Genomic DNA, 23,790 nt, shown 5'->3' with positions numbered 1-23,790 from the left:
GGTGACACCTCGGGGCCCGCGCGTTTACGCTGGGGCCCGAACCCGAAACATGAGGAGCCGACAATGTCACTGTCCCTGTCCATCGATCTTTCCGACGCCACCTTCGCCGACCTGCGCGCTCTCGTCGACGCCGCCCGCACCGCCGGCGTCAGCGACGACGTCCGCCTCGAGCTGGAGGACACCACGCTGCTCGTCACCGCCACCGACACCGCCGCCCGCGACGGGTCCGGCGACGCACCCGCCGGTGCAGCCACACCCCGCACCGAACAGCCCCGCGGTCCCTTCGGTTCCGGAAACTGGGGTGGGCAGGGGAGTCAGATCGGGGACGCCGCGATCCGCAGCGTCATCGACATCCTCACCGGACGTCAGGAGCCGCCGCGCCGCAACGACTGAACTCAGCCAAAGGGTGATCTCCGCCACTAACATGGGGGTATGTTCATCAGATCTCTGCGCGTGGAGCCCATCAGGGAGGACACCTACGTCACGCGGGTGCCTGTCGTACGGCACCTGCTGCAGCATGAGTCGCTGCGTCTGACCTCACCGGTCACCTGCTTCGTGGGCGACAACGGTTCCGGAAAATCAACGCTCGTCGAGGCGATCGCCATCGCCGCCGGTTTCGACGCCGGCGGTGGTCCGCTCCGTGACCGCGCCTTCCGGGGGCAGGTCCACCCGACGCACTCGCCGCTGTCCCGCTGGCTCTCCCTGCGGGGCCGCGACATCCCGTTACGCGGATACTTCCTGCGCGCGGAGACCCACTACGACACGGTGACGGTCTTCGACACGCTTCCCGACGCCGCGGAGTCCCGGCACGAGATGTCACACGGTGAGTCAGTCATGTCGATCCTCGGGGAACAGATCAACAGCCCGGGACTCTACATCTTCGACGAACCCGAGTCCGGGCTGTCCGTGGTCCGGCAGATGGCGCTGGTCGCCGAGATCCACCGGGCGGTGCAGAGGGGCGCGCAGTTCATCATCGCCACCCATTCGCCGATCATCCTGGCCATCCCCGATGCGGCGATCATCGACATCACCGAGGACGGCCTGGAGGAGACGGTCTACGAGGAGGCGGAGGCGGTCATCGCCACCCGGGAGTTCCTGGAGGACCCGCAGGGGACGATCCGCTACATCCTGGAGTAGCTACTCGCAGGCGATGCCGTCCCGGTCACGGTCCAGGTGTGTGCCGTAACCGGGCTGCCCCTCGTAGATCGGGGCCACGCCGGCGGCGCGGGCCGCAGCGCAGTTCGGGTAGTACGTGGCCGCCGGGGCAGGCTCCGGTGCCGGCGCCGGAGCCAGGAAGTTCTGGGGCTGCGTGTCCGCCTGCTCCGGGGAGGGGACGTGCATGGGGGTGTGGTGGGATTCCATCACCTGCGTCGTCGCCTGCACCGGGGACGGGGCATCGGTCGTGGGGGTCGGCTCCGGGTCGGTCGTGGACGTCACGACCACTGTCTCTGTGACACGTTCCGGGGCCTGCGAGGTGCTGGTCGGGGTGGTGGTCACCGTGGTCCCGCCATCGGGCCTCGGTTCCACGGGAGGAAGGACGGCCGCCCCCACGGCGAAGATCACGACGGCCCCCAGATAGACCAGACCCCAGCGGCGATTCGTCGGCTGCGGAGGTACCGGAGTCCCCATGCCGCTCACGACCGAATGATCCTCCGGACCGAGGAGACCGGAGTAATAGGAGTGCTGCCGAACGGCCTCGTCGTAGGCGGCGAGCTTGTCCCGGTCGATCTTCTCCTGCCACAGGAACCACGCGCCGGGAAGCATGAACGCCACACCCAGCAGGATTCCCCCGAGGATGTCCCTCCAGTCGCCCATGCCGAAGGACGTGAGCGACAGGAGCAGACCGAGACCGACCGTGGCGAACGCCAGGATCCTCCGGATGAGCTTCCGGGGCCGGGTGGGGGAGAGGGGAGTCATGGGACCTCGCTGTCAGGGAGAGAACACAGAGGAACGGGGGTCACTCGCAGGCGATGCCGTCGCCGTCACGGTCCAGGTGGGTGCCGTAGCCCGGTTCGCCCTGATAGATGGGGGTGACACCGGCCGCACGCGCGGCGGTGCAGTTCGGGTAGTACGTGGCCGCCGCCACCGGGGGAGGGGCGGGCATCCCCTGCTGCTGGAGGTGTACCTCGACGGTTTCTGTCACGACCACCGTCGCGACGACAGGCTCCGGATACACCGTCTCGACGACAGGCTCCGGATATACCGTCTCGACGACAGGCTCCGGGGTGACCGTGACGGTCTCGGTGAGGGCATCAGGGATGATGTACATCGTCTCGGTGACCGGTTCGGCAGTCACCGTGGAGGTGGAGGTGGCGGTGGTCGTCGCGGTCACCGTGGTCGTCACCGGCGGTAACGGGAGGGACGCCTGCTGCGGGCTGCTGTCCGCGGTGTCGATGACGCAGCCGGACATCGCCATGCAGGCTGTGATGGAAAGAGCCAGAACCCGGTACCGGGAGAACGGGGGCCTGGTGGGCATGGGGCCTCGCTGACGTCGAAAAGCACAGAAAAATACGTGGCCACCTGGGAAGGTGTCCACGTATGAGATTACTCGCCGCAGTGACTAAAGCAATTGCTCGCAGGCACTGCCCTCAGGCTTTAGCGCCAGCGGGCGCGGGTCTCACCCGGGTACTTAGTGCAGGTCATGGGCTTGCCGGTGGTGGTTTGGCCGCGCTGTCCGATCTCTGCGTTCTTGCAGAAGGCTCCCCCAGACACAATGCGCACGCCCGGGGCCGGGCCGGGGGCAGGCTGCGGAGCCGGGGCCGGTGCCGGAGCAGGGGCCGGTGCTGGGGCAGGCTGCGGAGCCGGAGCCGGAGCAGGAGCCGGTGCAGGCTGCGGTGCCGGAGCGGGAGCCGGGGCGTGGATCGGAGCCGGATCCGGGATGATGCCCGGGAGCGGGTTCGGGATCAGGCGCTGCTGGACGGCCCAGTGGACGCCACCGGCGATGAGGCCGGTGACGGCCGCGACACCGATGATGAGGGCGAGGTCGTCCTCGGAAGAGGACTCGAGGGAGCCGGCGGCGGAGATGCCGTCGGCCGGGGTGTCCGTGTCGTCCGTGGAATCCTCGGACGAGGTGTCCGCGGAGCTCAGGGAGCTGATCGACGTGGTGGTCTCCGTGGTCTCCTCCGAGCTGAAGGAGGACTGGGCGGTTGCCGGCTGAATGGAGCCGAAGGCCACGGCGGTGGCCGCGATGAGGCTGATGATGGTCTTACGCATGGATAAGGATCATGGTGCCTCACCAGGGAAAAGAAGAGATGAACACCTATTTCGGGGGTGGCGGACGGGCTTATTCTCCCTCGGAGGTGTCCACGATGCGGACGGTTCCGCGGCCGGACGCCGCCTGTTCACGGCGTCGGCGGGCGACGATGATCCGGAAGGTGATCAGCCCGGCCATGCCGATGGCCCAGGTGACGATGACGGCCCACCAGGCGAAGCGGAAGTCGGCCCACGTGTAGGCCGCGCCCTGCGAGGAGTGGTCGAGGAGGACACCGACCAGCTGGGCGGCGATCATGCCGGCGAAGAATCCGCCCATGTTGGACATGCCGGTGGCGGTGGCGACGATGCGGCGGTCGAGGTCCTCGCGGATGTCGTCGAAACCGAAGTTCGAGGAGGGGGTGAACAGCGCCATGATGATGTTGACGATGATGATCGCCGTGAGGCCGCGCGGCTCCTCCGGCAGGAAGAAGATGATCCACGCCAGGCCGATGAATCCCGAGAACGTGATCGACGCGAGGACACGGTTGCGTCCCAGTCGTGCGGAGATCGGCCCCAGGATCGGGCCGGCGAAGATCGACGCGACGACGTTGATCGTCAGGATCACACCGATGGCGGACGGCTCCAGTCCCATGCCGAGGGTGATGATCGGCGCGCTCCACAGCAGCGTGAACACGATCTGCAGGAGCATCGCTGAGTAGTGGTTGAAGAAGCCCTGCCAGCACAACGGCTCCTTCATCACGGTGAGCAGCAGGGTGCCGATGGGGATCTTCGGCGGCGGGGCCTGCTTCTCACGGACGTCATCCGGGTCCGCCGTGCTTTTCGACGCCGCCCAGGTCTCCGGGGAGTCCGCCACCGCCACGCCTGCGGCGATGGCGATGAGGACTCCGGTGGCGCCGAGGGAGAGGAAGGCGGTGGTCCAGCCGGGGCCGTGGAGCAGCGCGAGGAAGGGCACGGCGGAGAGGAACTGGCCGGTCTGGCCGATCGCCGCGGTCATCTGGGTGAACAGCGGCGTCTTCTTCAGCGGGAACCAGTAGGGGAGGATGCGCATGACCGACAGGAAGGCGGTCGCGTCACCGGCACCGATGAGCACACGGGCGCCGATGGCCACCCAGTAGGAACTGGTGAATCCGAGGAGCACCTGCCCCGTGGCCATGACGAGGGCGCCGGCGACGAGCAGTCGGCGGGGGCCGAAGCGGTCGATGAGCATGCCGACGGGGATCTGCGCGAAGGCGTAGACGCCGATCTGGACGGCGGTGAAGACGGCGATGCGGGAGGCGTCGACACCGAACCGGTCGATCGCGTCGACGGAGGCGACACCGAAGGAGGTGCGCCCCGTGATGGCGACGACGTACACCATCACGGCGGTCACCCAGACGATGAGCGCCTTAGGGGTCACCTGTTCGCGGGGGTGTGGGGTCAGTATCGGATGAGTCACGCATCACACCTTATACCCATCGGTCAGACCACAGGGGGTGCGGTGCGGGTTTTTCTCCGTCGTGAATGTTCCGGGTCAGGAATCCGAGCGGTGTTTACCCGGGGATTCCTGTCCGGGGACCAGCAGTCCCGCAGTCCACTTGGAGACCCGGGCGACGAAGCCCTCGAACGGTCCACGTCCCACACTCATCTTCCAGATGGTGGCGAAGAGCAGGGCGAAGCCGATCTGGATGACGAACCAGAGCATCGGGAGGGTCGTCGTGTCGACGAAGGTGATGAAGACCAGGTGCGCCGTGTACATCGTCAGGGTCATGCTGCCGGCCGCGATGAGAGGGGTGAGCATGTCCGCCCACACCCGGCTCACCAGGAGAGCACCGCCGAGGATGAGCAGGGCGACACCGGCGCTGTACCCGATCGAGAGCGGCGTGTTGGTGTGGGGCCCGTCGACCGCCAGCCACCACCACGTCGTGGGGGAGAACTGGAAGCTGCCCGCCGGCGTTCCGTACACGGAGATGTCGAAGGCGTCCTCGGTGGTCATGGCGGGGTTGGAGGCCATGATCTGCTGCCAGCCTCCACCTGCGTTGAGGAGGAATCCGGACAGGGCGCTCGAGGCGACCATGAGGATCACACCGGAGGCCGCCAGCTGGATCTGGACGGAGAGCCTCTCCAGACCCATCCGCCCCAGCATGAGGCCGAGACAGATGAAGGTCATCCAGGTGAGCACCGGGAAGGCTCCGCCCGAGAACAGACTGAGCATCACACCTGCGGGATCAGCGCTGAGGTCGGTGAAGGTGGGGCTGGAGAAGACGGTGTAGTCGACGCTCCTGTTGATCAGGTAGATCGCCACCGGGCCACCCACCCCGAACAGGATCGACACCACCAGCAGCTGCAGCGGTCGGAGCAGCGTGAACGGGATCGCCAGCAGGAACAGCAGGGCGTAGTAGGGGAGGATGTTGTACACCGGGATCGCCAGGACGTTGAGCACCAGCCCGAAGACGGAGAACATGAGCAGTGCGCGGACGAGGATCGCGACTGCGCTCCGGACCCAGCGACGTCCCGTGTGAGGGGTGGTCCGGCCCGTCATCATGGTGAGGGAGATTCCCGCGAGCAGCGCGAAGAGGGCTGCCGCGTTGCCGGCGAACAGGGACCACTGCAGGGTCGGCTCACCGGTGGCCGTGTGGAACGACGGCAGGACATGCGTCGCGATCATGCCGATGAGCGCCAGACCACGGGCGGCGTCGATGCCGATGACGCGGGTCTTCTTCTCGGGGGCGTCAGCCACCGGATCGGCGCCGCCGATCCACACGCTGCGCTCGGGCCGCGGGCCCGGACGGGGGCGGAATCCGGGGGGAAGATCCCCCTCGTAGGTGGTGCGGGGAGAGGAACTGTCCAGGGTCATGACACCCTGACCTCTTTCGTCTGAGTGGACGGCACGGTGACGCGCTGTACCGGGTTGCCCTCCCACACGGAGTCGGAGGGGATGGAATCCTGCCGGAGGACGAGTGAGACGGGTCCGATGGTGGAACGCTCACCGACGCTCGCTCCCGGAAGGAGGAAACTGTTGGGTCCCAGGCTGGCTCCACGTCGGAGAACCACGGGCTCGATGGACATCACCCGGTCGTGGAAGAGGTGGGTCTGGAGGACGGTGCCCCTGTTGACGGTGCAGCGGTCCTCGAGGGTGATGAGGTCGAACTCCGGGAGCCACCAGGTTTCGCACCAGACATCGCGGCCGATGCGCGTGCCCATCAGTCGGGCCCACACGTTGAACATCGGGGTGCCCAGGCTCATCCGCACCAGGCTGGGGACCGCGAGTGGTTCGACGAAGTTGTCCGCGAGCTCACTGCGCCACACGAACGTGCTGAACAGGGTCCGGTCACCCGCCCGGAACACACCGACCACCAGCCACTTGGTGACGACCGGGATCAGCGAGGCGATCATTCCGGCACACAGGACGAGCGGTCCCGAGATGAGGATGAGGATCAGCAGCCCCTTGGCCGCCTCCCCCAGGTAGAACCAGTGCATGAAGACGACGGTGCCGACGAAGACGACCGCGAGATCGAGCCAGGCCGTGATGATCGCCGGCAGCAGTCGCAGGGTCTCGACGAGGGCACGGCCGATCTTCAGCCTGCGCAGCGGTGCGAACGTGCTCGACGCGTCGGACTCGACCTTCTTCCGCGGGATCTCCACGGGGCGTCGGCCGAGCCAGGAGGTGCCCCGCTGCGGACGGTAGGGCGCGGAGGACAGGACGGCCACCAGGGACTCCGGGGGCAGGTCGCGGTCCGGGCCGACGATGCCTGAGTTGCCGACGAAGCTGCCTTCACCGACGGTGGTGGTGCCCACGTGCACCCAGCCGTCCCGGTGCCGGGGTGCGGAGAGGAGGGCATGGTCGGCGATGAAGCTGTGGTCGTCGATACGCGTCAGGTGCGGGATGGAGACCAGGGTGGAGATCTCCGTGCCCTTGCCCACCTGCGCACCCAGCAGACGCATGAATATGGGGGTCACCCAGGAGGCGTACATGAAGTAGGTGGACGTCAGGGTGCGCTCCATGAGCGCCTGTGTGAACCACAGGGCCCATCCGGTGGCGCTCTGCGCGGGGTAGTAGCCCGGTCTGATGAGCAGCGACAGGAAACGCACCGTGGTGATGACCAGCACGAGCCAGGTGGTGATGGTCAGCAGGATGGTCAGCGGAACCCACGCGTAGAGGACCGGGAAGAGGACGGGGTAGCGTTCGATTCCCCGGATCTGCGTGAACAGCACGCCGACACCGGGGCCGAGTGCCAGGAGGGGCAGCAGCGTGATCCAGAAGAGGCCTGCGGCATGGAGGAGATGGTTGGTGACGCCACCGAGACGGTGCACGCCGGGATCGGTGTGCGCATCCTCCAGGGGCCAGTTCTGACCCGACTCGCCCAGCGGCTGCAGGGGGGAACCACCCCAGAGCGTCCAGCTTCCGACGACACCGGAGGCGTGTGAGCCGGGGAGGATCTCGGCGCCTTCACTGATGGTCGTGTCCGGGGAGACGACCGTGCGGGTGCCCACCCGGACATGGTCCTCGATGTCGATCGTGCCCACGATGAATCTGTCGCCGTCGATCCAGTGGCCGTTCAGGTCGACCTCCGGTTCGACGGAGACGTCGTCACCGATCGTGAGCAGACCCGTGACCGGGGGGAAACTGTGGAGTTCGGCGCGCTTGCCCACGCGGTTGCCCAGGAGCCGGTACAGCGTCCGGATCTGCGGGGTGCCCAGTACCGCATCCAGGCGCTGGTGCGTCAGCAGCCGTTCGGCGGCCCACACCCGCAGATGTGTCATGCCGCCGCGTCGGTAGCTGCCCGGACGGAGTCTCCAGGTGAGCAGGCGGGCTCCGAGGGCCGTCACGAGGAACTTGCCGCGGTTGGAGAACAGCAGGAGCCACGCCACGATGAGCGGAGCCAGCGTGAGCAGGGCGGGAGTCCTCACCCAGCTGGCGTGGAGACCGGCACTGAGGACCCAGATGACCAGCATCACGCCGACGATGTAGCGCAGGCCGTTGATGGCGTAGAGCCCCAGCACGGTGGCGGCCTGGACCGGTCCGGTGAACCAGGGCAGTGGTTCGGGCATGGGGCGGACGGTGGTCTCCGACTCCAGGGAGCGCAGATAGTCGGACATTGACTCCAGGGTCCGGTGGAGGTAGAGCTCCGCGATGTTGGCGCCCGGGTAATCCTGGCGCAGGTCAGTGGCGAGCTTGGCGATGGCGACCGAACTGCCGCCCATGTCGAAGAAGTCACTGTCCGGGGCGAGGGGGACGGGGCCGAGCTGGTCCATCCAGCGTTCCGCGAGCCCGACCAGTTCCGGAGGCAGATCGGGGGAGTCCTCGTTCGCGCGGGGCAGAGGCCAGGGCAGGGCCTTGCGGTCCACCTTGCCGGACGTCTTGGTCGGCATCTCCTCGAGGACGCAGAGCGTGGGGACGATGCCGCCGGGCAACGTCGTGGCCAGCTGGCCTCGTGCAGCCGCGAGGTCGATCGTCATGCCCGGTTCGGGAACCAGGTAGCCGACCAGCACGTCGGAGCCCGCCGGTGTCTGATGGAGTGCGGCGGCACCGACGCGGACATCGCTGAGTCCGGTCAGATGGTCGTCGAGCTCGCCGAGTTCCAGGCGACGTCCGGCGAACTTGATCTGGTCGTCTGCGCGACCGCGGAAGATGAGTCCTTCCCGTTCGGCCTGCACGAGGTCGCCTGTGCGGTAGGCGCGCTCCCAGCCGAGGGAGGGGAGGGAGGCGTAGACCTCGGCGTCCTTCTCCTTGTCGAGGTAGCGGCCGAGCCCGACTCCGCCGACGACGAGTTCGCCGGTCTCCCCCCACTTGACGGGTTCCTCGTCCGGGCCGACGACGGCCAACTCCCAGCCGGGGATCGGCCGGCCGATCCGCACCGGCGGCTCGGTGGTCATCATGTGGCCACTGACGATGACGGTGGTCTCGGTGGGGCCGTACGTGTTCCAGACCTCACGGCCGTCGGCCACGAGCCTGTCCACCTGTTCCTGCGGGCAGGCCTCGCCGCCGAAGATCAGCAGACGGACCTTGTCGAAGGCCTCTGAGGGCCAGAAGGCGGCCAGGGTCGGGACGGTGGAGACGACGGTGATGTCCTGTTCGATGATCCAGTCACCGAGTATGTCGCCGGCCCGCACGGTCTCCCGGTCGGCGGCGACGAGGGTGGCTCCGAAACGCCAGGCCAGCCACATCTCCTCGCAGGAGGCGTCGAAGGCGACGGACAGACCGGCCATGACGCGGTCACGGGGGCCCAGCGGGGCGTCGAGAAGGAACATGCGGGACTCCGCGTCCACCCAGGCGGCGGCGGACCGGTGCTTGATGGCCACGCCCTTCGGCTTGCCGGTGGTGCCGGAGGTGAAGATGATCCAGGCGTCGTCGTCAAGCCCCGGGGCCGCGGGTGTCACACCGGTGGGGGGATCGTCGCGCATGACGGTCAGCGACAGATCCCGCCCGTAGACGGCATCGACGGCGGCCTCCTCCCAGACGGTGGTAGCGCGGGAATCGGGGTCGTTCCAGTCGACGGGCACGTAGGCGGCGCCGGCCCAGATCGTGGCCAGGATGGCGACGTAGAGGTCGGTGGTTCCTGAAGGGACCCGGATACCCACCCGGGAACCCCGGGTGACGCCGATGTCGGCGAGGCGGGCCGCCTCAGCGTCGAGAAGCTGCTCGAGCTCGCCGTAGGTGATGGCGGCGTCGGCCGCCTCGATGGCGGTGACCTCGGGGTGCGCGGCGATCGTCGCACGGAGGATGTCGACGAGCGTACGCGGAGGGGAGGCCGGCATGACTCCGTAGATCGCCAGTTCGGGGTGGTCAGAGTCACCTGGTTCCCGGAGGTGAAGAGATGCGGGGGGCGGGATTGATCTGGACATGGCCCACTTTCGCAGAGTCGGGACTTCTTGTGTCCTGCACGCGATTCAGGGGCAAACCTGATGGTCAGACGTCTGCCGCAGGACACAAACTTTCTATGTCATGTATTTTACTTGTATATATGTACAAAAAGAAGGGGATAAGAGGCTTGACACATTCTCAGAAAGATCTGAATTCATGTAGGTCCATACATAAAATCGGGCAAACCGCCTGTTCCGTTACGCATTCCGCGGCTCTCCGCGGGCGCACTAACCGGTGGTGGTGACGGGCAGGGGGGCGGAACCGTCCGGGTTGTAGAAGGCCTTCGGATCGAAGTCCAGCTCGACCTCGTCGCCGGCGACGGCATCCGGCACCCCGGACAGATCCAGGGTGACCACCGTTCCGTGGTTGAGGAGGACCGGCACCTGGACGCCGCGCACGGTGAACACCACGTCGTTCTCCCGGGCGGGGACGTGGTGGACCAGACCCACCTGCAGCGGCCGGTCGGTGGGGGTGGTGCAGTTGTAGTCGAGGCACCAGCCTTCCGGCAGGGTCTTGACCTGGGTGAGTTCCGTGGTCCAGGAGTAGATGCGTTCCTCGGGGAGGGAGCCACCGAAGAAGGCGCCGCCGATCCGCATGAGGTCGTAGTGCAGCTCCTCGATCTCGTTGACCAGGACGTCCGTGGCCCCGGCATGGATGAGCGCGTTCTGCCCCAGGCCGGCGCCCCTGATCTGCTGCACGGCGCCGTCGAAACGCGTCTTCTGGAGCACCGTGTGGTTCGTGGTGTCGTTGGCCGCGATGGCCGCGGAGTCGTCTGCCGTGACGGCGTTGAAGTGGGTGGCGATGCCGGCCAGTTCCAGGTGCGGGGAGTTCTCGATGGTCTGGGCGACGGAGAATGCGTCATCAGGGACGACGCCCTCCCGGCCCATGCCAGTGTCGATCCAGAGGTGGACACGCAGGGGGCCGTTGCCGCTCTTCGCCACGACCTGTTCCGCGGCCTCCGCCCAGGCGGAGTCGATGGCCGCCGCCTCGATGTCGTAGTGGAGCAGCAGGGGAAGATCCTCCACCGGGGACACGTACAACACTGCGATGTTGGCCTCGATCCCGGCTTCGCGCAGGGAAATGGCGTCATCCAGGGTCGGGACGAAGAAGTGGTCCGGGGCGATGGCGTCGTTGATCACCCGTCCGAACACGTCCACCGGCTCGCCGTTCTTCAGGACCACGCCGAGCTTCACCCCGTAGGGGTAGATGGCACGGACCTCCCGGGCCCGCTCCCGCACCGTCTCGGTGTTGATGACCATCATCGGGGAGGCCTGGGTGCCGTTGGTCGTGTACGTGTAGGGCAGCTGCTGCGGCAGGGGCGTCCCCTCGACGCTGAGGGTCACGTCCACGGTCCCGGGGGTGGGGTGGCCGGGGGCGGTGCAGGCGTGCATGGCCGACCTCTGGTCGAACTGGCACTCAACCTCGGGGGAGTCGCCGAACGTTGCGGTGACCGGCCCGGTGGTGTCGTCCCCGGTGTCCACCAGGACCAGGTTCCCGCCGCTGATTCCGCCCCGGGACGGGGCCAGGGAGATCGTGCCGCTGGCTTCACGTGAGGGGTCCGGCTGCTCCTCGACGTCCGCCGTCTGGGAGCAGCCGGCGAGAAGGAGGACGGTGGCACCGAAGGCGGGGACAACCAGCCACGGCTTCCGGGTGAGGCGCCCCTGCTCTGTGAGTTGATGGTTCATGAAAACAGCTCCCTGGGTGTGGTCTGCTGCCCGAGCGACAGTTGTTGTGTATACCATCCAGCGTAGCCACACCAGGGCGATATCCGGAGGGCCTGAAGGAAAGGGCCGTCACCCTGTCCAGGGGTGGCTCAGCGCTCCCGGAGGATCGAGTGGAGGATCTCCACCTGGTCGATGGAGATGTGGTTGTCGTCCCTCCAGAAGTCGGTGGACACCCCCTCGAAGCCCAGGGACCGGTAGGCGTCGGCGCCTTCGGTCGCCGCCGTCAGGGCGTCGAAGGTCTCCCGGGGGTCCTCGCCCGTGTCGTGGCGGCCGGTCACCCAGTACAACGGCAGGTCGGCGACCCGCTCCTCCGGCACACTGTGACGCTTCCTGCTCGGGGCCCCGCCGCCACCCACCAGGATCGCCCCGCCCGTGATGACGTGGCCGGCGGAGGGGAGCAGCCCGTAGCTGATCATCTCCGCCCCGCCGGAGTAGCCCATCCACCACACACGGTCCGGGTCGACACCCTCCATGGCGCTGAGTTCCTCGTCGTGGAAGGCCTCCAGCCAGTCGGTGTTGGTCTCCAGGTCCGTCCACCACGTCAGGTCCTCCGCGGGGGTGAGGGGCTGCACGAGGATGAGGTTGTGGGCGGCGGCGACGGCTGCCAGGCAGGAGGAGAGACGCTTGGAGTACAGGTACTCGTAGGCACCGTCACCGTGCAGGCGGACGACGGCGCCGACCGGCCGGTCCCAGTCGATGCCGTGGGAGAACACGCGGTAGGTGCTCTCCGTGCCGGCGTGACGGAAGGAGTGCTCCTCGTAGGTCATCTGCCCGGGGGAGAGGGTCCTGGTGTCCGTTGCGGTCAGTCCCTCGAATTCGGCGCTCTCCGTGAGGCAGCCGCATTCCCGGGTGCTGGTGGGTACGCAGTCGTCGGCGCTGCTGATGCGGGGCAGTACCGCGACGGCCATGACGAGTACCAGCAGCACGGCGGTGACGGCCGCGACGGTCCGTCCGGTTCCTCGGGTTGCCACGTGGAGCTCACTCCTCTGTATGACGCGATGACGCAGTGCTGACGATGCTGCCCGGCATCCGGGAGGTGCGGGCAGCGACAGTATCCAGTAGCGTACTCAACTCCTTTTCCCTTTCCGGGAGAATGCCCTCGGGTGGGATGTTGCGCATGCCCCCGGCTCCGCCACGTATGGTTGTCCTCGTGGATTACATTTCGACGCGCGACTCCTCCCGTACTCCCGCCACCTTCACCGACATCCTGCTCGGTGGCCTGGCTCCCGACGGCGGCCTCTACCTGCCCGCCGAGTACCCGCAGATCAGCGATGAGCAGCTGACGCAGTGGCGGACACTTCTGCAGGAGAAGGGGTACGCCGCCCTGGCGGCGGAGATCCTCAAGCTCTTCGTCGACGACATCCCGGCGGAGGACCTCGAGGGCATCGCGGCCCGCGCCTACACCCACCCGAAGTTCGCGCACGAGGAGATCGTCCCCGTGACCGAGCTGGAGGACGGTCTGTGGATCGGCCACCTCTCCGAGGGCCCGACCGCCGCCTTCAAGGACATGGCGATGCAGCTGCTCGGTGAGCTCTTCGAGTATGAGCTGGCCCGCCGCGGCGAGACCCTCAACATCCTGGGTGCGACCTCCGGCGACACCGGCTCCTCCGCCGAGTACGCCATGCGCGGCCGCAAGGGCATCCGTGTCTTCATGCTGACCCCCGCCGGTCGCATGACCCCGTTCCAGCAGGCGCAGATGTTCGGTCTGCAGGACCCGAACATCTTCAACATCGCCCTCGACGGTGTCTTCGACGACTGCCAGGACGTGGTCAAGGCCGTGTCGGCGGACGCGGAGTTCAAGGCCGAGAACCGTATCGGTGCGGTCAACTCCATCAACTGGGCCCGCCTCATGGCGCAGATCGTCTACTACGTCTCCTCCTGGCTGAAGATCACGGAGAGCAACGACCAGAAGGTCTCCTTCTCTGTGCCCACGGGCAACTTCGGTGACATCTGCGCGGGCCACATCGCCCGTCAGATGGGGCTGCCGATCGACCGTCTCATCGTCGCCACCAACGAGAACGACGTCCTCGACGAGTTCTTCCGCACCGGCAACTACCGTCCGCGCCCGGCCTCGGAGACCCTGGAGACCTCCTCGCCGTCGATGGACATCTCGCGTGCCTCCAACTTCGAGCGTTTCGTCTTCGATCTGCTGGGCCGCGATGCGGACCGTGTCGCGCAGCACTTCGGCGTCGACGTCCGCGCGGACGGTTTCTCGCTGAGCGACGATCCCGCGTTCCCGGCCGCCGCCGAGAAGTTCGGCTTCGCCTCCGGTCGCTCCACCCACCAGGACCGCCTCGACACGATCAAGGACGTGTGGGAGCGTCTCAACATCATGCTCGACCCGCACACCGCCGACGGCGTCAAGGTCGCCCGTGAGTGGCGTTCCGAGGTCGACGGTCCGATCGTGTGCCTGGAGACCGCCCTGCCGGTGAAGTTCGCGGAGACCATCGAGGAGGCCACCGGCGGCCGTCCGGAGACCCCGGAGCGTTTCGCCGGCATCCTCGATGCCGAGCGCCACGTGACGGACCTGCCGAACGACGCGGAAACCGTCAAGAAGTTCATCACCGACTCCATCCGCACCACCGAGGTGTAGCCACCGTGGGCATGGAGTTCAAGATGAGCCAGGAGTACTTCCAGGATTTCGATCCGGAGAAGTTCGCCGAGATGATCAGGGCGCAGGCCGCGGAAGAGGCGGCGGCTGAGGAAGACGGCGTCGACAAGCAGTGAACATCCGCGTCTGGGCGGGTCTGGTCGCGCTGACCACCGCCGGCGTGGGGTCCCTCATCGTCTGGTCCGTCGAGGACCAGCGGCAGCACCCCACGCCCATCGCAGAGGTGATCGCGGCGGCACCGGCGCAGGTCCCGGCTGAGTTCCGGGCCCCCACGGCGAGTCCCTGGGCGCCGGGCACGGCCGTGACCATCACGAAGACCCTGCCTGAGCCGGGGGAGACGATCCAGGTCGGCCAGTGCACGATCGCCTACAGTTTCACCGCGCACGAGAAGACGTACGCGGTCACGGCGTCGCACTGCGGCATGCCGGGGGACCACGTGTGGGCCACCGTCGACGGCGTCGACGCGGACTTCAGTGCCCCGGTCGGGCGGTTCCTGTACTCGGACCTCTACGACGACGCCTCGAGCCGTCTCGACGTCGGGATCATCGAGGTGTCGAACCCGTGGCACCCCATGATGTCCCCGGAGGCGACGGTGCCGACGGTCGTCGCGGAGATGGTCGGTGAGCTGCCGGCGATGATCTGCAAGTATGGCATGACCACCGGCGAGACGTGCGGCACCCCGATCAACCCCACCGGCGTGGAGATCCTCGCCGACCACAACGGCGTCGAGCTGCGGGCCGTCGCCGCCACCGCGGCGGTGTGTGCCCGGGCCGGTGACTCCGGCGGGCCCGTCTACGCCGAACTCGAGGGACAGCGCGTCATCATCGGGCTGGTGTCGGGCACCCGCGACGCCGCGCAGGACCACTCCTGCGCGGACCCGGAGGCCGGTCCCATGACCATGTCCTACACGTCCATGCCCGCCATCCAGACGGTCATCGACCGCGTCATCCCGGAGGCTGAATATCAGTGACCGTCCCCTTCAAGTCCGCTGTCCTCGATCTGGAGACCACCGGGTTCGGGCCCTCGGACAGGGTCATCGAGGTCGGCGTGGTGCTTCTCGACGAACACCTCACCGTCGAGTCCACCTGGCAGACGCTCGTGCAGCCGGACCGTGACATCGACAACACGCACGTCCACGGCATCAGCGCCTCGGAGCTGGTGTCGGCGCCGCGTTTCGCGGGCATCGCCGCGGAGCTCGCCGAGCTTCTCGACGACCGCGTCCTCATCGCCCACAACGCCCCCTTCGACACCCGTTTCCTGGCGGCGGAGTTCGCGCGTCTCGACGTCGACCTGCCCGACCCGGGCTCCTGGTCCCTGTGCACCCGCGTCCTGTCCCGGGCGCACCTGCCGGGTGCGCCGGAGCGGCTGGCGGACTGCCTGAGCTGCGCCGGCCTGCACAATGAGCTGCCGCACGCGGCGCTGGCTGATGCGACGGCGACGGCGGAGCTTTTCCGGGTGCTCGTCGAGAAGCACGGGGCCCGTGGCGAGGACGTGGCACCCCTGTCGTGGCCCGTGCCTGACCTGCCGCGGGAGGCGATCCTCGTCCGCGGCACGGAGCCGGCCTCCGACGGGGCGGGTCACTGGTTCGAGCGGCTGACCGCGAACGTCCCGGACACCGGGGTCGCCGAGATCGACCGCTACCGTGTCCTCCTGCGGGGTGCCCTGCTGGACCACCACCTCTCGCGCAGCGAGATCGAGCAGCTCGTGGCCGCCGCCGGGGAGCTGGGCCTCAGCCGCGACGAGGTCCTGGAGATCCACCTCGACTACCTGCGTCAGCTCGCCGTCGAGGCGTGGGCCGACGGGGTGGTCACCGCCGCGGAACGCGCGCATCTGCACGACATCGCGGTGCAGCTGGCCGTGGACCCGGAATCCGTCGACGCGCTGCTGGCGGAGCCGGTCTACGGCGAGGCCGAGGACACCGGCCTGCGGCACGGCGACCGTGTCACCTTCACCGGTGCCCTCACCCTGGGCCGGGACACCTGGGAGCAGCGCGCCCGGGCCGCGGGACTCGACGTCGGCGGCGTCACCCGGCGCTCCGCGCTGCTGGTGGCGGCGAACCCGGACTCCATGAGCGGCAAGGCCCGCCGGGCCCGGGAGTTCGGCGTGCCCATCGTCGATGAGACGACCTTCGCCCGCATGCTGCGGGACCTCGCGCCGCTGGACATCCCGGAGACCCCGGACGCACCCGCCACCCCGGGCACCCCCTTCACCGAGATCTTCCCGTGGCTCGCCTCCCTGGGGGTGGAGCCCGCCGGCGCCGACGACATCGCCCGGGCCTGGCTGCAGCGCCACCGCAACGTGCCCCTGCATGAACTGTCCCCGCGCCTGGACCCCACCGAGGTCCCCGACTCCCTGCCGCGTACCGGCACGGTCGTCGCCCGCTGGCTCAACCGGTGGCCGCGCCCGCTGGAGGCCTCGGCCACCCAGCTCATGGACCTCCCCGGCTTCGGTCGCCTGCGCGTACACCGCACGCTCGTCGCGGTGGTGCACTCGGCCCTCGACGCCCCGACCGGGGACTACCTGGTCGCCGGCGCCGAGGACATCTACCTCGACGACGGGGCAGAGGAGACCGGCGAGTGGGCGGCGCCGCAGCGGGAGGTGGAGACCCTCACCGAGTGGCTGGCCCTGACCGGCTCCCTGCCCGCCGCCCCCGCGGACGGCGCCCCGGCCCCGGTCCACCGTGCGTGGCGGACCCTGGCGGCGGACGCCTACTGGTCCGACCCGGCCACCTCCGCCGTGCGTCGCGCCCGCGCGGAGCTGCTCCGCCGCATCGGCACCGACCAGCGGGACATCGACATCTTCGTCGGCCGCATCATGGGTTCCCGCACCCTGGAGGAGATCGGCGCCGACCACGGCGTCACCCGCGAGCGCATCCGGCAGCTGGAGACGCAGCTCAAGCGTCGGCTCGTCGAGCCGGACGACACCCTCCACCTCATCCTCGACGCCCTGCCGCAGCGTTACGGGGCCCTGGCCCCGGCGGCGGATCTGCGGCGTGACCTGCCTGCCCTGGCGGAGGACGGCCCGGCGGCCGGCCACGACATGCTGACGACCCTGGCCTGGTTGGCGGACGACTGGCAGCTGCAGGACGGCTGGTTCCAGCGCACCGGTTTCGACGACGACCTCTCCGCGGCGCTGGCCGATTTCGCGGATGACTTCGGTGTCGTCTCACTGGCGGCGGTGGCGGAGAACCTGGGTGTCGGCAGGCAGCTGCTGGCGCAGCGTCTGAGCGGGCACCTCATCATGGACGGGGAGCATGTGCTCACCCGGAACCGCTCCTCGCAGGACCGGGCGGCGGCGCTGCTGGCCATCGCGGGGGAGCCCCTCGACGGTCCCGAGCTCGTCGCACGCCTGGGGGACGCGAACCCGCGCACCCTCTACAACGCCATGGGTGCTGATCCGCGGATCATCCGCGTCGGCCGCGACCGGTGGGCCCTGGCCGACTGGGGCATGGAGGAGTACTCCACGCTGGCGGAGTGGATCGGCCGCCGCGTCGAGGACGGGCCCGTCCCGCTGCCGCGGCTGCTTGCGGACGCCGATGCCCTCGGTGTGGCCGAGTCGACGATCCGGCAGTACGCGTCCTCCGCCGAGTTCCAGACCGTCGACGGTCTGGTCAGCCGCGCCGAGGAGATCGCCGCGATCGACGCCGACCCCGACGAGGCCCCCGATCTCTACCGCGTCCACGGTGACTGGTTCCTGTTGACCACCGTCACCTCCGAGCACCTGCGGGGCTCCGGCTCCGGCGTGCCGCGCGGTCTGGCGGTCGCGTTGGACATCCCCCTGCTGGAGAAGCGGACACTGGACAGTGCCCTCGGCGAGCAGGCGGTGGCCAACGGGCGCAACAGTGCCACGGTCGGCACCATCCGCCGTTTCCTCGAGGCCGCCGGCATCGGGGAGGGCGAGCGCATCTGGCTGCAGTTCACCGCCGACGGGCGTTTCGACGTCCAGCGCGCCACCCCGCGCTCCCCGGGGGCGGGGATGGCGGAGATCCTCAACGTCACCGGCCTGGACACCTGGATCACCGCCGCCGACGGGCAGGCCCTCGAGCGGCTGAACAGGGCCGTCGGTCTCGACGCCGGGGCCCCGCGCCGTCGCACCGTGTCCCGTTTCCGGCACCGCCGGCAGGACGACATCGCCGATCTCATCCTCGGACTCTAGGAAAGGACCCCCACGTGCCCACCCCTGACTTCATCCTCCGTCTCCGCGAGAAGGTCGGCCACGACGAACTGTGGCTGCCCGCCGTCACCGCGGTCGTCGTCCGCGACGTGCCGCCGGGCGCCCCGTTGTGGGCCGTCCCGGAGGTGCTGCTGGTCAAGCGCGCCGACGACGGCGCCTGGACGCCGGTGTGCGGCATCTGCGAGCCCGGGGAGGATCCCCAGGTCACCGCCGTGCGGGAGGTCAAGGAGGAGACGCTTCTCGACGCCCGCGTGGAGGCCCTCCTCGGCGTCGGCGCCATCGAGCCGGTCACCTACGGCAACGGGGACGTCGCCCGCTACATGGACACGTCGATGCGTCTGAGCGTCGTCGGTGACGACACCCCGGCGGTCGGCGACGAGGAGTCCACGGACGTCGGCTGGTTCGAGATCTCCCAGCTGCCGCCGATCTCCCCGCGCTACCGCATGGTCATCGCGGACGCCGTCGCCCAGATGAAGCACCCGGGCGGATTCCGTCCGCGGATGGGCTACCGCAAGCGCGACGCCTAGATCTTCTTCACGATCGAGGACTTCAGCTTCATCTGGCCGAAGCCGTCGACGCGGGCGTCGATGTCGTGGCCGTCGACCGGCGGGATGAGGCGGATGTTGCGGACGGTGGTGCCGGCCTTGATCGGCTGGCTCGCACCCTTGACCTTGAGGGTCTTGACCACGGTCACGGAGTCGCCGTCTGCGAGGACGTTGCCGACGGAGTCCCGGATCACCGGCTCATCGGAGGCGGCCTCATCCGCGGCGGGGGCGTCCGGGTTCCACTCGTGGCCGCACTCGGGGCAGACCAGGAGGGGATCCATCTCGTAGGTGTATTCGCTGTTGCATTCCGGGCAGGGCGGGAAGTTAGTGTCGCTCATGCCGGTCATTATTGCATTGAGTTGCTCCGGATCATGCACCGCGACCACGATCTCCCCCGGATTGGCCACCTCCTCCGGGGTGCTGTGACCCCCGCAGACCACCACATCCGGCGGGCCCGGCGACACCCCGAGCAGCAGCCCGCAGGACCCCAGATCGAAGAGGAGACGGGCCAGGGCGGCGTCGGGGAGCAGCGGGGGAGTGGTGGCGTAGAACGACACCGCCCCCTCCCCGAACCAGGAGACGTCGAGGACGGGGCGGGCGTCGAGAAGCACCCACGGCGCATCATGGTCGTGGCGCGCGAGGACCCGCCGCACGGCGTCCAGGTCCAGCGCCTCCGTCGCCCCGAGAACATAACTGCGCCGCATGACCGCCGAACCTAGCAGTTGAAGTAGAGCTCGAACTCCTTCGGCGTCGGGCCCTGGCGCATCGGGTTGATCTCGTTGTCGTACTTGAGCTCGATGTACGCCTCGATGAGGTCCTCGGTGAACACGTCACCCTCGGTGAGGAACTCGTGGTCGTTCTCCAGGGCGAACAGCGAGGACTCCAGGGAGTGCGGGACGCGCGGGACCTTGTCGGCCTCCTCCGGCTCCAGCTCGTAGAGGTCCTTGTCCACCGGGTCGCCCGGCTCGATGCGGTTCTTGATGCCGTCCAGACCGGCCAGCAGCTGCGCCGCGAAACCGAGGTACGGGTTGCCCGACGGGTCCGGGGCACGGAACTCGATGCGCTTGGCCGCGGCGGAGGGGCCGGTCACCGGGATGCGGATCGCCGCGGAGCGGTTGCGCTGGGAGTACACGAGGTTGACCGGGGCCTCGAAACCGGAGTAGAGGCGACGGTAGGAGTTGACGGTCGGGTTGGTGAACGCCAGCACCGCCGGGGCGTGGGCCAGCAGGCCGCCGATGTAGTGGCGGGCCGTCTCGGAGAGGCCGGCGTAGCCCTCCTCGTCGTAGAACAGCGGCTTGCCGTCCTTCCACAGGGACTGGTGGGCGTGCATGCCGCAGCCGCCGTCGTCGAGAAGCGGCTTCGGCATGAAGGTGGCGACCTTGCCGTGGGCGTCGGCGGTGTTCTTCACCACGTACTTGAACTTCTGCAGGTCATCCGCCGCGTGGAGGAGCGTGTTGAACCTGTAGTTGACCTCCTGGATGCCGCCCGTGGAGACCTCGTGGTGGAAACGCTCGATCTCGAAACCGACCTGGGAGAGGTTGTGTGCGATCTCGTCGCGCACCGGGATCGTCTTGTCGTAGGGGGCGACGGGGAAGTAGCCGTCGTTGACGCGGATCTTGTTGCCCAGGTTCGGGGAGCCGTCGATCATGGTCTCGGCGTCGGAGTTCCACCAGCCCTCGTCGGAATCGACCTCGTGGAAGGAACGGTGCACGTCAGTGGAGTAGCGGACGGAGTCGAAGACGAAGAACTCGGCCTCGGCGCCGATGAAGCACTCGTCGGCGATGCCGGAGGCACGCATGTACTCCTCCGCCTTGCGGGCGATGTTGCGCGGATCGCGCGAGAACGCCTCCCGGGTGAAGGGGTCGTGGACGAAGAACTGCATGTTCACCGTCTTCCGGTGACGGAACGGGTCCACGTAGGCCGTCGAGATGTCCGGCAGGAGGGTCATGTCGGACTCGTCGACCGAGGTGAAACCGGCGATCGACGAGCCGTCGAAGGCGAAGCCCTCGGCTGCGGTCTCCTCGGTCAGTGCCGAGGCGGGGACCGTCAGCGCGTGTTCGGTTCCGGGGACATCGGTGAACCGGATGTCCAGAAATTCCACCCCCTCATCGCGCATGAAGTCGATCAGGTCAGCGGTGGATGGGAAAGACACGACGGGTGTCAGGGCTCCTAGATGGTGGTGTTCAGGTGCTTACTTCAGGGTGGGGGTGTCCCACAGGTTGAGCTTGGTGCCGAGGCCCTTCTCGAGGGCGTTGTGGTACACGTCCCAGGCCCAGGCGACGTCCTCGACGGGCATGCCGCCGATGGAGTAGCAGAAGATCTGCTCGTCGTTCTCGCGGCCCGGGGCACGGCCGGCGGCGATGTCGCCGATGTTGACCAGGCGCTCCTTCGGCAGGATGCCCTCCTCGGACATGTCCCACCAGCGGTTGCCGGGGATGCCGAGGAGCTTCTCGTAGGTGACGTCGGGGCCGTTCTCGTTGAACCACTCGGCGTACAGGCCGGTGTAGTCCACGACGAGGTTGGCCTCGTCGGAGGTGATGAAGTCCTCGTCGAAGCGGGCGGCGGCCGGGCACAGGATGAGCGCGCCGGGCTTGATCCACTCCTTCTTGAAGTACGGGAAGCCGGAGGGGCCGTCCGGGGAGGTGGAGGTGCCGGCGATGAGGATGTCGGAGTTCTCGATGGCCTCCTGCTCCGTGTCGACGACCGTGACCGACTCGAGCTGCGGGTAGGTCTCGGTGAACCACTCGGCGACCCGCTGGGTGGAACCGGCGGAGCGGCCCTTGATCTTCACGCGCCTGATCGACGGGCGCTGGGAGAGCGCGGCGTCGAAGATGGTGCGGCTCATGACGCCGGGGCCGATGATGCCGACCTCTTCAGCGTTCTCGACGGCCAGGTGCTTCACTCCGACGCCCGGGACTGCGCCGGTGCGGTAGGCGGAGAGCAGGTTCGCGGACATCATCGCCAGCGGGGCACCGGTGACCGCGTCGTTGAGGACGAAGATGTGGATGGACCGCGGCAGGTCGTGGTTGCGGTTCTCGGCGTTGGAGCCGTACCACTTGACTCCGGCGGCGCGGAAGCGGCCTCCGAGGTAGGCCGGCATGGCCATGAAGCGACGGTCGGGGCCGTCGGCGGGCATGCCCTCGTGCTCGGGATTCTTCGGGAAGTTGATCTGGGCGCCGTGGGAGTTCGCGGAGGCACCGGCCATGCGGTAGTCGCCGTCGGCCAGCAGGATCAGGGTCTCCTCCATGGTGTCGACACACGCGGCGGAGTCGGTGACGCCGGCCTCGATCATGTCGGGCTCGGACAGCCACAGGGTGTCGATACGCGGGGTGTCTGCGTAGGGGGAGCTCACATATACCTCTTTCCAAGGGGGTCTGCGGCGCTCCCGGGCACGCGGATCTGGCGTGCGGCCCGTGAAGACGTGGACCGCCGTGTACCCGGTGACAAAGTCATGCGATGGAGTCTTCAGCCCTCCACCATACATAAGTAAAACCTTCCGACTCCGGCGGGAGGCCGGGGCGGTGGGCGATCAATCCAGGTGAGGTGGGCAATCGGGGAGACCTCGGACGTCACCCCCATCCTGGTGGTGGTGGCGGAGTTTCTTGGCGACGCCACCTTCCCCGCTCCGGGTGGTGTCGGGCGACTTTCCGGAGTACTATTGGAAATAGTTTTCAGTAGCTTTTCAATAAGAAACCAAGGAGTCCCCCATGCGGGCACGCATCGCCATCGGCCTGGCCACCGCCACTGCCACAGTCCTCGCCCTCACCGCCTGCTCGAATGCCGAGGACGGCGGCCCGACCGATGTCTCCATCGTCGCCACCACCACCCCCCTCGGGTCCGTCGTCGGGCAGATCGCCGCCTGCGCCGGCGGCACCGCCGACACCCTCATGCCGGTCAACGCCGACCCGCACCAGTTCTCCGCCTCCTCCGCGCAGGTCGCCGACATGGTCAAGGCCGACCTCGTGGTCGCCAACGGACTCAGCCTCGAGGGTGGCCTCGACGCCTCCCTCCAGCAGGTCGCCGCCGACGGCACGGAGGTCTTCCGCGTGGCCGAGCACATCGACCCGCTGCCCTGGGGTGCCGGGGACCACGGGGATGAGGGCGGGCACGACGGCCACGAGGGTCACGAGGGGCATGCCCACGGCGAGTACGACCCGCACTTCTGGCTCGACGTCTCCCGCATGGCCGCCGCGGCACAGCAGGTCGGCGACAAGGTCGCCGCCCTCACAGGCAGTGATGAATGGGCCACCTGCGGCGCAGAGGTCGCCGAGGAGCTGACCGCCCTCGACGGTGAGGTCCGCGACGCGCTCGCCGACATCCCGGAGGAGCGCCGCGTCATCGTCACCGACCACGAGGCCTTCGGCTACTTCAACAACGCCTACGGCTTCCACTCCGCCGGCGTCGTCATCCCGGGCGGCTCCACCGAGGCCCAGCCCAGCTCCCAGGAGCTGGCCGGCCTGGCCGACGTCATCCGCGAGGAAGACGTCCGGGTCATCTTCACCAACGCCGCCGTCAACCAGCGCCTGGTCGACGCCCTCGCCGCCGAGGTCGGTGGCGAGGTCCGGGTCGTCTCCCTCTACGAGGGTTCCGTCGGCCCGAAGGACGGACCGGCGGCCGATTACCAGGGCATGATGAGGGAGAACGCCCGTCTCATCTCCGAGGCACTGGCCTGAGGTAGCAGAG

The 23,790-nt window shown here is 68.3% G+C and carries 19 protein-coding genes; 8 read left to right on the top strand and 11 right to left on the bottom strand.

Translation table 11 applies throughout. From position 1 onward, the window contains the following. Nucleotides 1-63 precede the first annotated feature (63 nt). Nucleotides 64-393: a hypothetical protein gene (locus GXZ33_RS10445; protein ID WP_291340971.1), complete on the top strand. Its 330-nt coding sequence runs from the start codon at nt 64-66 to the stop codon at nt 391-393. Between the two features lie 39 nt (nt 394-432). Beyond that, nucleotides 433-1,137 carry an AAA family ATPase gene (locus GXZ33_RS10440; protein WP_291340970.1) on the top strand — a complete coding sequence of 235 codons (705 nt, stop codon included), beginning with the start codon at nt 433-435 and terminating at the stop codon, nt 1,135-1,137. Here the strand turns inward: GXZ33_RS10440 and GXZ33_RS10435 are convergent, their stop codons facing one another. The 8 genes from GXZ33_RS10435 to GXZ33_RS10400 form a co-directional block, all read right to left on the bottom strand. Next, a complete protein-coding gene (locus GXZ33_RS10435) occupies nt 1,138-1,917 on the bottom strand; it encodes an excalibur calcium-binding domain-containing protein (protein ID WP_291340969.1) in 780 nt (259 codons plus the stop codon). 40 nt (nt 1,918-1,957) lie between these two features. Beyond that, nucleotides 1,958-2,410 (bottom strand): excalibur calcium-binding domain-containing protein, encoded by a 453-nt coding sequence (locus GXZ33_RS10430; RefSeq protein WP_291340968.1) that lies wholly within the window; start codon nt 2,408-2,410, stop codon nt 1,958-1,960. 185 nt (nt 2,411-2,595) lie between these two features. Continuing rightward, the gene (locus GXZ33_RS10425) at nt 2,596-3,213 is read right to left on the bottom strand and encodes a hypothetical protein (protein WP_291340967.1); all 618 of its coding nucleotides are present in this window, start codon (nt 3,211-3,213) and stop codon (nt 2,596-2,598) included. A gap of 70 nt (nt 3,214-3,283) precedes the next feature. Further along, nucleotides 3,284-4,648 (bottom strand): MFS transporter, encoded by a 1,365-nt coding sequence (locus GXZ33_RS10420; protein ID WP_291340966.1) that lies wholly within the window; start codon nt 4,646-4,648, stop codon nt 3,284-3,286. A 75-nt stretch (nt 4,649-4,723) separates the two neighbouring features. Next, nucleotides 4,724-6,046, bottom strand: coding sequence for a heparan-alpha-glucosaminide N-acetyltransferase domain-containing protein (locus GXZ33_RS10415; protein WP_291340965.1), 1,323 nt, complete (start codon nt 6,044-6,046; stop codon nt 4,724-4,726). After that, on the bottom strand, nt 6,043-9,948 hold the full coding sequence (locus GXZ33_RS10410) for a Pls/PosA family non-ribosomal peptide synthetase (protein ID WP_291340964.1): 3,906 nt from the start codon (nt 9,946-9,948) through the stop codon (nt 6,043-6,045). The genes GXZ33_RS10415 and GXZ33_RS10410 overlap by 4 nt, the downstream gene beginning before the upstream one ends. Before the next feature lie 333 nt (nt 9,949-10,281). Continuing rightward, entirely contained in the window at nt 10,282-11,739 is a 1,458-nt protein-coding gene (locus GXZ33_RS10405) for an alanine racemase (RefSeq protein ID WP_291340963.1), read from the bottom strand. Between the two features lie 128 nt (nt 11,740-11,867). After that, nucleotides 11,868-12,749: a hypothetical protein gene (locus GXZ33_RS10400; RefSeq protein WP_291340962.1), complete on the bottom strand. Its 882-nt coding sequence runs from the start codon at nt 12,747-12,749 to the stop codon at nt 11,868-11,870. 179 nt (nt 12,750-12,928) lie between these two features. Here GXZ33_RS10400 and thrC point away from each other — a divergent pair, with 179 nt between their 5' ends. The 5 genes from thrC to GXZ33_RS10375 are packed head-to-tail and all read left to right on the top strand — an operon-like array spanning nt 12,929 to nt 19,089. Further along, entirely contained in the window at nt 12,929-14,371 is a 1,443-nt protein-coding gene (thrC, locus tag GXZ33_RS10395; RefSeq protein WP_291340961.1) for a threonine synthase, read from the top strand. Nucleotides 14,372-14,382: 11 nt separating this feature from the next. Beyond that, a complete protein-coding gene (locus GXZ33_RS10390) occupies nt 14,383-14,505 on the top strand; it encodes a hypothetical protein (protein WP_291340960.1) in 123 nt (40 codons plus the stop codon). Continuing rightward, nucleotides 14,502-15,359: a trypsin-like serine protease gene (locus GXZ33_RS10385; RefSeq protein ID WP_291340959.1), complete on the top strand. Its 858-nt coding sequence runs from the start codon at nt 14,502-14,504 to the stop codon at nt 15,357-15,359. Before GXZ33_RS10390 ends, GXZ33_RS10385 begins: the two co-directional genes overlap by 4 nt. Next, nucleotides 15,356-18,544: an exonuclease domain-containing protein gene (locus GXZ33_RS10380; RefSeq protein WP_291340958.1), complete on the top strand. Its 3,189-nt coding sequence runs from the start codon at nt 15,356-15,358 to the stop codon at nt 18,542-18,544. Before GXZ33_RS10385 ends, GXZ33_RS10380 begins: the two co-directional genes overlap by 4 nt. Before the next feature lie 14 nt (nt 18,545-18,558). Continuing rightward, nucleotides 18,559-19,089, top strand: coding sequence for an NUDIX domain-containing protein (locus tag GXZ33_RS10375; protein WP_291340957.1), 531 nt, complete (start codon nt 18,559-18,561; stop codon nt 19,087-19,089). On the opposite strand, the gene GXZ33_RS10370 is transcribed toward GXZ33_RS10375, so the two are convergent. The 3 genes from GXZ33_RS10370 to GXZ33_RS10360 all read right to left on the bottom strand — a co-directional run bounded on the left by GXZ33_RS10370 (nt 19,086) and on the right by GXZ33_RS10360 (nt 22,459). Continuing rightward, nucleotides 19,086-19,445 carry a zinc ribbon domain-containing protein YjdM gene (locus GXZ33_RS10370; RefSeq protein WP_291340973.1) on the bottom strand — a complete coding sequence of 120 codons (360 nt, stop codon included), beginning with the start codon at nt 19,443-19,445 and terminating at the stop codon, nt 19,086-19,088. The genes GXZ33_RS10375 and GXZ33_RS10370 overlap by 4 nt on opposite strands. A 377-nt stretch (nt 19,446-19,822) precedes the next feature. Continuing rightward, nucleotides 19,823-21,259, bottom strand: coding sequence for a type I glutamate--ammonia ligase (gene glnA, locus GXZ33_RS10365; RefSeq protein ID WP_291340956.1), 1,437 nt, complete (start codon nt 21,257-21,259; stop codon nt 19,823-19,825). Between the two features lie 39 nt (nt 21,260-21,298). Next, complete coding sequence (locus tag GXZ33_RS10360) at nt 21,299-22,459, bottom strand: tyramine oxidase subunit B (protein WP_291340955.1); 1,161 nt, start codon at nt 22,457-22,459, stop codon at nt 21,299-21,301. A 355-nt stretch (nt 22,460-22,814) separates the two neighbouring features. Between GXZ33_RS10360 and GXZ33_RS10355 the strand changes: the two genes are divergently transcribed. Then, entirely contained in the window at nt 22,815-23,780 is a 966-nt protein-coding gene (locus GXZ33_RS10355; RefSeq protein ID WP_291340954.1) for a metal ABC transporter substrate-binding protein, read from the top strand. Nucleotides 23,781-23,790 lie beyond the last annotated feature (10 nt).

The sequence above is a fragment of the Corynebacterium sp. genome, from assembly GCF_012838985.1.
Taxonomy (GTDB): Bacteria; Actinomycetota; Actinomycetes; order Mycobacteriales; family Mycobacteriaceae; genus Corynebacterium.
This window is presented reverse-complemented; position numbering and strand designations above follow the sequence as displayed.